The following is a 10401-nucleotide window of genomic DNA, read 5'->3' on the forward strand; positions in this document are numbered from 1 at the left end:
ATGCCCAGCGCCGTATCGACCTTCGGCCGCAACGACCTGCGGAACATCCGCCGCGACAGCCTCCTCGCCGGGATCGTCTTCGGACCGTTCATCTACGCGGCCACGATGTGGCTGCTGCCCATGTTCACCCGTTACCTGGACCGCGACCACGGCTTCGACCTGGTCCCGTACTACCCGCTCATCCTCAGTGCCTTCATCGTGGTCGGACCGATCGCCGTCCTCGGCGCGGTCTGCGGGATGCTGCTGATGGACGACAAGGATCAGCGGACCCTCGCGGCCCTGCGGGTGACGCCCGCGCCGCCGATGGGCTACCCGCTCTACCGCGCGGCCACCACGGTCTCCGCTACCGCGGTCTCGCTCATAGCCGCGATGGCGTTGACCGGGCAAGTCCCGGCCGCGATCGTCGCCGCGTCCGTCCCGATCACCGTCCTGTGCGGACTCAATGCAGCGATGGTCGGCTTCGGCCTAGCCGCACTGGCGCGCAACAAGGTCGAAGGGCTCGCGATCGTCCGCGCGATCGGCATGCTGCTGTTCGGCCTCCCCATGGTGCCGTTCTTCTCCGACCACCCGGCGATGCTCGGCTTCGGCATCATCCCGACCTACTGGCCTGCCAAGGCCTTCTGGGAAGTCTGGGACGGCGGCAATCCGTGGCCCTATCTCGTAGTGGGAGCCGTTTACGCGGGAGTGGTCGGTTGGTGGCTGCTGAAACGACTCGCCTCGCAGAAGTACTGAACCCGTGGAGGGCGGGGCGCTTCCCGCCCGTCCTCCGCCATCCCCAGGGCCCGGGATCGCAAGGGCTGAGCACGAGTCGCGTTCGACGCTACGCTGTGGACATGCCCACCCCCGCCCCCTGGCTGATCATCACGTTCACCGCGATCGCCTGCGCGCTCGCCGTTAGCGCAGCCAAACTCGTGGTCACCCGCCTGCTGCTACGCGAGGTCGCGCTCAACGGCACCGACCACCGATCCCATGCCGAGCAAGGCTAAAGCCATCGGCGACTACGTCAGATGGCGCAACCAGAACGCCAGGCCCAAAACCAGATTCGCGATCAACTCCAAGATCCGCCACCCCGATTACCGACCCAACGTTCCCGGATAAGCCACTAGCACCGGCCCTGTGCCCGGGCTCAACTCGATCGGGCCTGCCGCATGGCCGCGATCTCGGCGGCGACGACCCCGGCGAGTGGAATGAGCGCCAGCCAGACGACGGCGGCCATACTCGCGTCCCTGGTACCGGGGACGCGAGCATCGCCATCGTCAGGTGAGGCTGAACGACTCCTGGATCGCCTCGATCTGCGCTATCAGCTCCGGCTCCTGACCGAGTACCAAGCTGCTCGTAAAGATGATCCGATCCTCAACCCTGATGGCCGTCGTGGACATCCACCCGAGGGTGTCGTGCGAACCCGAAGCCGTGGCGGACGGGTACCCGTCGACGGTGCCGGACACAGGCTCGATATCCGGAGCGTCGGTTCCCGCACCGACGAAGGCATCGATCGTAACTGCGACCTCGTCCTCCGGGAGAACGTCCTCATCCGCGTCCCGCGCGAGGACGAGCATTCGGGCCTCGCTCCCTGGTGAACTGACCACTGTGGTGGGAACCTCGAACTCCTGTTCCGTCATTTCCTCCTCTGAGAGCCGCGTCCAGCCCTCGGGGAGGGTGAAGCAGAGACCAGCCTTCTCGTCGATGACGTGCGCCGCATCGTCGATGCACGTCGCACCGGTCGTCCCGGCGTCGTTCGTTGCGTCGTTCGGTGCGTCGTCATCGGTACCCCTGACAACCAGGTAGACGGCGGCCACTGCCACCAGGGCCAGCCCGATGGACACGAAGGTGAAGATCTGCTTCCGGTTTCGGCCCGCCGCAGGTCGCGGCCCGTTCGAGGGGATGGTCGACGGAGCAGTCGAAGGGGAAGACTGAGGGGCAGTCAAGGGTGCACTCCTGGGATCGGTGGGCGGCAGTGAAATGCCGGACCTAGGTCGCCGGGCCGAAGCGATCCGCAGCGACCAATGGGGACGAGACAGGGACTAGACGGGGACGCGAGACAATGAAGACGATACGGCGCGGGAGCGAATCACGGGGGCCCTCGCGCCGCGCCTGCCGGTTTCCCGCCGGTATCGCCTCCACGCGCGGCTCGCGGCAACAACGAAACAGACAACCTGCTAGGAATTACCCGATCAACCAATCCGGTCAAGCCACTAGTCGTCATGGAGTGTCCAGCGCTCATTGCCTCGCTTTCAGTGGAGTCCGTAGGCGCGGATCGTGGTCTGGGTGACTTCGGTGCCCGTTTCGTCGGTTGCGGTCAGGCGGGTGGAGACGTACTGGGCGTTCCGGGGGTGGTCGATGTCGACGGTGCCGGTGCTCCCCTCGTGGTCGACGTCGACCGCCTTCCAGGTCCGTCCGTTGTTGTAGGACTCCTCGAAGGTCATCTTCTGGGCCGTCACGGCCTCGCCCATGACGTCGAGCAGTTCGAGGGTGAGTTCCTGGTGGCGGTCCTTGGTCCAGCCGCTGTCGATGCCCTGCGCGGTGATGCCGACCGCCGGGAGGGTCAGCAGCGAGCCCTCAGGGTCGACCGAAGTCGGATCGAGGTCGAAGGTCCATTCGACAGCGAATGTGGTGGCGAACCCGGTGCCGGCCCAACTACTCCAACTGGCAGCGAGAGCGGACTCAAAACCCGCACAGTCTGGGTTCAAATCCCAGGAAGGGCACCAAGCGCAGCAAGGCGATCTGCGCCTCGGGGCATGACAGGCCGACGGGAAACAACCACAAGAGAGCCAGTGCACAATCGCGCCCTCCGCAAAGACCGCTCAAATAGCGACCGGTCGAGCTATCCGGTCGCCGAAGATCATGGGCAGGAGAGCGGTTAGCTCGTTGCCGATATATATCTTCATGTCACGGCGAGCTGCGGCCCGATGAGTCCTCCGCTTCGAGCCGCGAGGCCTGCTCGCGCGCGGCGCCTGTCAGCGCACGCTGGATGATCGCTCCTTACTCAGGCTCGTGGTGATCGACGTGCATGGTGATCGGGTAGTGGTCGGAGTAGCCGTCTTGGTTGACGTCTTTGCCCATGCCGCCGAAGGGGACCGGCGCGGGGTAGGTGCCGGTGCCGATCATCGCCGCCGGGCGGGTGACGATCGCGACCGTGGCCGGGTGGGCGCGAAGCCGGGCGGCGGGGCCGATCATGTTCTTGCCGACCAGGAACTGGTCGAGCACATTCGCGAAGTTCTGGAAATAGAACGTCCCCGCCGGCACCGGGATACCCTCAGCGTCCGTCCCGTCGTCGGCACCGATCACCGGACCCATGAGATTCCACAGCAGCGGCGCCTTGATCGCACCCAGCACCTTCGAGCGCTGCCGGGTCGACAGCGCATGCTGCGTCAGCGAGAGATCGGACGGTTCGTCGTTGAAGTCGCCCATGACCAGCACCGGCGTATCCGCACCATGAACCTCCAAGGCCCGCTGATGGAAATAGGCGAGGGTCTCACCGGCGACCGCACGATAGGCGGCCGATTCGAACTGCCCGCCTGACCGGGAGGGCCAGTGATTGCCGAACACCGCCCACGTCAACCCCTCGGCGGTCTGGAAGTTGACCTGCAGGAGTTCACGAGTGCCGGTCCGGCGCATCACCACATGCTGGAACACCTCCCCCGCAGGGACGGAGAACAGGTCCGCATCGAAGATGAACGCGACATCGATGCCGCGCTGGTCGACCGTATCGGCATGCACCACCCGATAATCGCGCCCCGGCAGCGCCGCTCGCACGGCATCGGTGAGCAGGCCCATGACAAACTCGTTCTCGACCTCGCACACCCCCAGCAGATCCGGGCCCGCGCCGCCGTTCATCAGCGCGATCACCGATGCCAGCTGGGCGACCTTCCGGTCCCGCAGCGCCGCCGTCCAACCCACCAACGACTCGCCCAGCGCACGCTGCAGTTTCTCGCTCCGCCTGGGCGAATGTTCCTCATCGAAAAGGTTCTCCACATTCCACCAGGCGACGAAGTAACCGTTTCCCATGACTGAGGCCCCCTGCCCACGCGCGACCCGAGCCGGGCCGGTCCTATTGCGACCATATCGAGCATCCCCACCGAGCGGGGCCTGCCGCGCGGAAGCGAACTCCAAGAGCCGAGGACCCAACAACGCGTAAGCCGGCGCGAGGTTTCCAACCCGACTCAAAACCCGCACCGTCTGGGTTCCAATCCCAGGTAGGGCACCAAGCAAGCATGACAGACCAGGTCTGCCGTCGTGCCCGTCGTGAAGCCACGAGGCCATAGAGGGCTGACCGTCTCGCCGAAAGCTGCGGCGGCGCGCCCAAGTGGTGGTCACTGTCAGACGCAGTCGACCGGGACACCAGGGTTGCGGTCCAGTTCTGCGTAGATTGCGGCCGCCTCCGTGCCGGTCACCGCGTGCGGCTGCTCGTCGGTGCAGGCCATCCAGGGCAGTACCATCGTGGCGTAGTCGGCGACTTCCAGGACCGGGGCGACGGCGAAGTGCCCGGGCTGTTCAGGGGCGATACGGGAGGTCTGGCGCTCGCCGTCGGCGAGGTACTCCACGGCTAGCGCGAACTCGCAGTACTGCTCGTCGGCATGGGCCGTGAAGGTGATGACCTCCTTCTCCCCGCGATCCAATGTGATCGTGGTGGCGTCCGAGAACGCCGGGAGCGCCTCGAGATCGGGGGGCTCGAAGCTCAGCGGCTCGTCCAACGGCAACTGCTTGAGCTTGGCGCCGGGATCGTCGATCTCGACCGCGAGCCCGATCTTCTCCCCCGTTCCCTGGAGCGAGAAGGGGAAGTACGTCCCGCCCTCCGGGTCTGCGCACTCGACCTGGGTCGGATAGAGGTCGGTGACCGTCACCGTCTCATCCCGTTTCCCCTCAAGGACGACCTCCCACTGCCCCCACCCGGCGAACGAGCCGCCCTGCTCGATGGTCCAGGCGGCCGTGGGCAGCCCGTAATACATCGGGTCCCATGTGAACGCCGCGAGATCGGCGTCCGCGACAGTGCCGGGGATCGTGTGGCCTGACTGACCGTAGGGGGCGGGTTCGAGCATCTTGACATCGAAGGCGAACAGCGGATCGGTGAACGCCTGCTCGATCGTCTTGGCCGTCGTAGTCGTGATGATCTGCTGAATGCCTGCGACGAGCGCGGCGCCCAACACGACCGCAACGACATAGGTGAGTGGCTTCTTGAACAGTGCCAGCAGCTTTCGGCGTCGAGACGGCCCCGGCGCCGGCTGGCCGCTCCCAGGCGGTTGCAGGATATGGGCGCGACTCGCGCCAGGCACCCGGCGGTAGTCGGGGGAGGGATGAGTCATCGCAAGGCTCCGTAAGCCGAGAAACGAGGGATAACTCCATGGTAGACAGCATCCCCGCATCCAGCAGTACACCAGACGAAACGTCACCTGTTCAAGCATCAAACCGAGAAGAGCGCCCCGCCAACCGAGGATCGCGGCTGTACCTTGAGGTCCGGCGGGAACGATGCCTCACAGCCACATGAGCGAGGGCAATTCCTGGTCTTGAGCGATCGCCGCAATTCGCACCGGTTGGGTTGTGAGACATCGCACCGAAGCACGACACTCGGGAGCTGTCGTACCGCTCTGCTACAACCGTTGGATGGATGGCCTCGCGCGTCCCACGCGCTATCAGCACACGAGCACTGAGGCGAAAGCGCTGCTCGCCGCGGGCGAGTCCGCAGGAATCGAGTACAAGCGCGAAGCCAATGAAATCGAGCCAGGAACATTGGCGGCGTTGGCGAACTGGGTCGCCCTCGACCCTTCCCGCGAAGTCGCCCACCTACTCGTCGGCGTGGAAGAGGTGACCGACCGGGCAACCGGTTTGACCACCGGCGTCGTGTACGGCCTCTCGAACGGACTTGAGAAGGCAGTCTCGAGACTCCTGAATCATTCGAGTAGCACTTTCCCGATTCCGGTGGATCTGTTCATCATCGAAGAAGCAGTCGAGGAAGACCGCCCGTTCCTTCGAGTCGAGCTGCGGCCCACCCAGGCGCCGCACTATGACGGGAAAGGGCGGCGGCAGACCCGCCAGGGCCGGTCAACGAGAGCCATGACTGACGACGAGCTGCTCCAGGTTTACCTTGATCGCGAAGCCGGAACGTTCGCCGCCCGGTTCCGCCACACCACCACCGAACTGCGCGAGGCCGTCGGCGCCGTGGGGACCCAGATCGACCAGATCGCTGAGGCCATCGAACGCAACATCGGCGGCCCGCTGGAGGAGCTGACCGCCACCGCTCACCGTGCCGTATCCGCCGCCGAGGACGCTGAGTCCGCCGCGATGAACGCCGGATCAGCGGCCAACATGCTGGAGTTCGGCGTGACCGAAGTCGAACGGATGGTCCGTGATCTGAGCGAAGTCGTCGACGACCTCCAGGACGACTCACTCGATGCCCTCGTCTCGCGCGTCTTTCACCTCCGGCGCCGGGTGTGGTGGGTGTTCTCCCTCGACACCTCGAAGCGATCCTCGGCCGCCGCGGAGCGCCTGACCAGGTGGATGCACCAGCAGCTCTCAGGTGACATCTCACCCGAAGCCGCACGCAACTCATGGGAACTGGGGGTCTGGGAACAGCTCCTCACCCAGCGGAAACAGCAGAAGAGCGCGAAGGGGACCCTGAAGTGGTGGACTGCCGCAGCAGCGGAGATCAAGAGCTACCTCAAATCCCCTGCCTTCCAAGGCCCCGAACTCCCCGACCTGCGCGCAGAACTGAACGGCGACATCAACGAAGCCCTTGACAACCCCGAAAGCCGCACCCGCGAGTTCTACGACTCGCTGCAGCACTGACCCGTCCACACGACCATCACTGACGACCGACCCGCACTGGAGCACTCAATCGTGACCACACCCCAGGACCAGCCCCAGACCCCGCCGCATCTGACCCCCGAGTACGTCGAGGCGATCCTCGACCGCATCCGCGACTACGCCCTCTGCTCAGACCTGCGCATGTACGCCTGGGCCAGGCGTAGGCGCGCCGAGAACGCAGGCGACGACCAGGCAGCGATCGACTATATGAAGTCCGTCGAGCAGAGCAAGATCGAGTTCGCCGAGGACGCCTTCGAGGAACTTCAGGAGTTTCTGCACCAACTGACCACCGACCAGCCCCCCTCGCTGGCCGATGACGATGAGGAGCCCATCACCGACTCACTTCGTGAGCAATTTGCACGCACTGATGCGGCCGTCGCTGAGCGGGGCGTGCCCGACGACGTCCTGGCACCCCTCGCGGCGATCGGCGTGGTCGTCTCCGCGTGGCGTAACACCCTCGAACCCTGGCACTACCTGTTCACCGACGCGCAGATGTCGTGGATGAGCCTGATCGCCACCCGCGACATCATCCCGCACATGAACCCCGACACGAACACCCCTGACTTCGCGGTCATCGAGCAGGTCCTGTGCGACGGCGACCGCCTCGTCCTCCCCGGAATCCCCGCGCACGATGTGCTCGGCCCGGCCTGGTCCTCGATTGACACCCGCATCGCCGCCCACGTCCGGCGTTACCAGGAGGACGAGTACACAACGAGGGTGCTCGCCAACTGGGGCGGCATGGCCGGGTCCCGATGGTGGGGATGCCAGGACTGGGAGGACCACGCGTACGCGATCGCCGACCACCTCGAACTCAACCGGTACCGCACCCGACAGCTGATCCGCGAACCCTGGAAGCTCCCATTCGAGATGTGGGAGAGGGCGATCGAGTATCAGAAGGACGTTCAATACCAGCGCTGAGCGTCGCGGAACATTGGCTTGGACACGGCTGGAGCAGAACTGGCGCTGTTGGTCGGGGTCCATCGATCGGGCCTCCATCGCCAAGCCAGAACAGCCAGCCAGGCGATCACGGATTGCTCGATGCTTACCGTTGCGGCAGGCCAGCGCGAGTTGGGACAATTGAGGTACCGGTTCACGCCACTCGTGGGCCACAACCTCTGAGATCAGGCCCTGTACGTGGGCGAGTATGGCTTTGACCTGGTGTTTTGAGTTGTAATAAGAAACCGAAAGGGCCACGTTCCCCTTCGCCGCACGAGAGTGGCTCCCCGTCCGGGGCCGGTTCACCGTCGCCCGCGCCCTACCAGGTATCATCTACACCGGCTCCGGCGCCCTGCCCGGTGCCACGGCCCGGTATTCCAACTGGCAGAGAAGACGGATTCAAAACCCGTACAGTGTGGGTTCGAATCCCACCCGGGCTACGTCAGTAACCCGCACAACCATCAAAGGCTGTGCGGGTTTTTCATGTTCCTGGGCCTTTTCCTCGTCTTTGAGCGATTGACGCACGATTTTTCGCGAGTGTGGGCGTGACAGTGGCGTTGCACGTCAGCTCACTGCGTTCAGGTTGGTACACCAGCTCAAGCCTGAACGCCTGCAGGAGGAGCCGAAGTCTGTCGGCGGGCACGCGGTCGAGATCAATCTCGCCGCTTGGAAAATCATCGACGACGCGGACTTCGGGCTTGCGGCGCAGCGTCTCATCGATCGTCTCGATTCGCGCTTGAAGCTGCTGCCGCTCGCGGCCGGGTGGCCTTCAGGGCGTGCCCCGCGTTTGGGATGGCACGAGTTAGTAGATGCGCTCGTTTCGCGGAGTGCCGTACATGCGCAGGCCGCAGAGTCCGCATCTGATGATTGACCGGAGCCGGTAGTCGGCGGGATGGCGTCGCTCCATGCTCTTGTTGCGCCGCCGCGCATCGAAGCCGTGGGCCGTCATCGAGATGCTCGACCCGCGCTAAACGCGAATCCTGGGGTCAGGTGCCTACTGCCAAGGCTCGACAGCCGGCATCTCGCTTGCCAGTGCGGTTCGACCACACTGCTATGACCCCGCTGAGTCGACGCCGGGGCGGGTCTTTCGCCAGGCCGTCCAGGCGGCCTGGAGTGTCGCGGCGATGGCCGGTACGACGATGAGCGCTACCGGTGCGAACACTTCGACGCCGATGAAGCCGACCGGGGCGATGTCGGGGTCCTCGCTGTAGAACAGCCAGGGGCTGCCAACCGCGATGGCGGCGAGGAGCACTACCGCAAACCCGTACGCGACCCGACGGTTCGGACGTCGCCATGCGGCGAGCACGAGCAGACCCGCGGTGGCCGTGTAGAGGAGTGCGAGCCAACCGGCCGGGGAAGCGGGTTCGACGCGGGTGCTGATGTGGATGGTGAGGATGAACAGGGCCACCGCCAGGATCACGAGCGCGCCCGCCTCGGGCAGAAACGAGTCCACTCCGAATCGCGTCCGCTTCCAGGCGACCAGCAGGAGCCAGGCCGGTGGCATCGTCAGAAGGGTGTAGAAGATCGGGGTGACGACGTAGCCGCTCCATGCCAGGTCCGAGCCGGTCCAGAGGTAGCCGAACCAGTCGTAGAGGGAGAGGATCCAGCAGATGGGCACTAGAATCCAGGCCGCCCGCCTGAGGCTGCGGTTCCCAGTGCGGAGCGCGGTGGCGATGGCCGTCCAGAGGGCGGTGAAATGGGCGATGAGGCCGAGGATCGGCTCCATCGGTGCGACGTAGTCGACGGCGATCCCCACTGGAATGAGCACGATGGTGAGCGCTGCGGTGATCATTGAGACTCGGGGCCTGGCGACGGCGCCCAGGGTCGGTTCGGCGGTAGTCATGTGGCGAGTATCGCGGTCCTGCGCCACCGTTCGTTCAGTGATTCGGGCCGTCTTTGTAGGTTCTGCACAACAGATTCCGGTTCGGTGTCCGAATTCAGATCATTATTTTCTTGGGTTCTGCCAGTGCGGACCGAGGGCCCCAAGCTTCTGCTTGGGACCCTGAGTGATCGCGCAGGGTCAGGGATTGGTGAGACCTTCGATCGCTTCGGCGAGGGCGTCGGTGGCGGTGTCCACCTCCGCTTGGGTGGCGCCCTTGTCCTCGTCGGCCTCGGTCGCCGCGTCGCGGGCGGCGACGAGGGCCTGACAGGAGTAGAGCGATCGCGATCGCCAACTGCACCAGCACCGTCGAGCGGTCCAGCCGGCCCCGGCCCGCCGAGACCGGCAGCGCCTTCGCCAGCTCGGCGGTCAGCCCGATGCGGTCGGCGAGTCGGCGCAGCAGCACCACGCCCGCATGATCGACCAGGCCCATGCCGTCAGCGGCCACGTCCAGGCCCCCCGATAGCTCACCCGAAAGGTGCTCCTTCAACCGCGGCAATACGTCCTCAACACACGTGTATTCGCAGGTGAACGGGCACCTTTCGCCATGGGAGTCCATCAGAGACGTTGGGCCGCAGAATAACTGAGGCAAATACTGCTGCGGCACTTGCCGGGGCCGGGCTGGGATTCGAGCGGGACCGGTCCCGTAAGAGCTCCCCTAAGCGATGTCCCGTTAGTTGCTCGTGGGTGCGCCCAGGCGCGGCGGTTTCGCGGGTGTCAGCCTGTAAGGGTGAGGTTGTGGAGGCGGGCGATGCCGGCCATTGCCTCGGCGGAGCCCTCGCCACGGA

The 10401-nt window shown here is 65.3% G+C and carries 10 protein-coding genes and 2 tRNA genes; 7 read left to right on the forward strand and 5 right to left on the reverse strand.

Translation table 11 applies throughout. The annotated features are described in order from the left end of the window. Positions 1-732 carry an Rv2686c family ABC transporter permease subunit gene (locus QWI33_RS16915; protein WP_289958313.1) on the forward strand — a complete coding sequence of 244 codons (732 nt, stop codon included), beginning with the start codon at positions 1-3 and terminating at the stop codon, positions 730-732. A 101-nt stretch (positions 733-833) separates the two neighbouring features. Continuing rightward, positions 834-986 carry a hypothetical protein gene (locus QWI33_RS16920; protein ID WP_289958314.1) on the forward strand — a complete coding sequence of 51 codons (153 nt, stop codon included), beginning with the start codon at positions 834-836 and terminating at the stop codon, positions 984-986. Positions 987-1256: 270 nt separating this feature from the next. Here the strand turns inward: QWI33_RS16920 and QWI33_RS16925 are convergent, their stop codons facing one another. Next, the gene (locus QWI33_RS16925) at positions 1257-1823 is read right to left on the reverse strand and encodes a hypothetical protein (RefSeq protein ID WP_289958315.1); all 567 of its coding nucleotides are present in this window, start codon (positions 1821-1823) and stop codon (positions 1257-1259) included. Between the two features lie 408 nt (positions 1824-2231). After that, on the reverse strand, positions 2232-2450 hold the full coding sequence (locus QWI33_RS16930; RefSeq protein WP_289958316.1) for a hypothetical protein: 219 nt from the start codon (positions 2448-2450) through the stop codon (positions 2232-2234). 178 nt (positions 2451-2628) lie between these two features. Here QWI33_RS16930 and QWI33_RS16935 point away from each other — a divergent pair. Next, positions 2629-2705: transfer RNA gene (locus QWI33_RS16935), tRNA-Leu, on the forward strand. Between the two features lie 274 nt (positions 2706-2979). On the opposite strand, the gene QWI33_RS16940 is transcribed toward QWI33_RS16935, so the two are convergent. Together QWI33_RS16940 and QWI33_RS16945 are read right to left on the reverse strand one after the other, a co-directional pair. Beyond that, positions 2980-4005 carry an endonuclease/exonuclease/phosphatase family protein gene (locus tag QWI33_RS16940; RefSeq protein WP_289958317.1) on the reverse strand — a complete coding sequence of 342 codons (1026 nt, stop codon included), beginning with the start codon at positions 4003-4005 and terminating at the stop codon, positions 2980-2982. Between the two features lie 311 nt (positions 4006-4316). Further along, positions 4317-5300 carry a hypothetical protein gene (locus QWI33_RS16945; protein WP_289958318.1) on the reverse strand — a complete coding sequence of 328 codons (984 nt, stop codon included), beginning with the start codon at positions 5298-5300 and terminating at the stop codon, positions 4317-4319. A gap of 298 nt (positions 5301-5598) precedes the next feature. Here QWI33_RS16945 and QWI33_RS16950 point away from each other — a divergent pair, with 298 nt between their 5' ends. The 4 genes from QWI33_RS16950 (at position 5599) to QWI33_RS16965 (ending at position 8605) form a co-directional block, all read left to right on the forward strand. Beyond that, positions 5599-6780: an AlbA family DNA-binding domain-containing protein gene (locus QWI33_RS16950; RefSeq protein WP_289958319.1), complete on the forward strand. Its 1182-nt coding sequence runs from the start codon at positions 5599-5601 to the stop codon at positions 6778-6780. A 51-nt stretch (positions 6781-6831) separates the two neighbouring features. Beyond that, positions 6832-7716 carry a hypothetical protein gene (locus QWI33_RS16955; RefSeq protein ID WP_289958320.1) on the forward strand — a complete coding sequence of 295 codons (885 nt, stop codon included), beginning with the start codon at positions 6832-6834 and terminating at the stop codon, positions 7714-7716. A 384-nt stretch (positions 7717-8100) separates the two neighbouring features. After that, positions 8101-8174 (forward strand) — tRNA-Leu (locus QWI33_RS16960). Between the two features lie 143 nt (positions 8175-8317). Continuing rightward, a complete protein-coding gene (locus QWI33_RS16965; RefSeq protein ID WP_289958321.1) occupies positions 8318-8605 on the forward strand; it encodes a hypothetical protein in 288 nt (95 codons plus the stop codon). Positions 8606-8785: 180 nt separating this feature from the next. Here the strand turns inward: QWI33_RS16965 and QWI33_RS16970 are convergent, their stop codons facing one another. Further along, positions 8786-9577, reverse strand: a complete 792-nt coding sequence (locus tag QWI33_RS16970; RefSeq protein ID WP_289958322.1) for a hypothetical protein — start codon at positions 9575-9577, stop codon at positions 8786-8788. Positions 9578-10401 lie beyond the last annotated feature (824 nt).

It is taken from the genome of Glycomyces tritici (assembly GCF_030403505.1).

Coding starts and splice junctions, on each gene's coding strand:
- QWI33_RS16920 (WP_289958314.1), top strand. CDS start 834: ATGCCCACCCCCGCCCCCTGGCTGATCATCACGTTCACCGCGATCGCC.
- QWI33_RS16970 (WP_289958322.1), bottom strand. CDS start 9,577: ATGACTACCGCCGAACCGACCCTGGGCGCCGTCGCCAGGCCCCGAGTC.
- QWI33_RS16945 (WP_289958318.1), bottom strand. CDS start 5,300: ATGACTCATCCCTCCCCCGACTACCGCCGGGTGCCTGGCGCGAGTCGC.
- QWI33_RS16940 (WP_289958317.1), bottom strand. CDS start 4,005: ATGGGAAACGGTTACTTCGTCGCCTGGTGGAATGTGGAGAACCTTTTC.
- QWI33_RS16915 (WP_289958313.1), top strand. CDS start 1: ATGCCCAGCGCCGTATCGACCTTCGGCCGCAACGACCTGCGGAACATC.
- QWI33_RS16930 (WP_289958316.1), bottom strand. CDS start 2,450: ATGGGCGAGGCCGTGACGGCCCAGAAGATGACCTTCGAGGAGTCCTAC.
- QWI33_RS16950 (WP_289958319.1), top strand. CDS start 5,599: ATGGATGGCCTCGCGCGTCCCACGCGCTATCAGCACACGAGCACTGAG.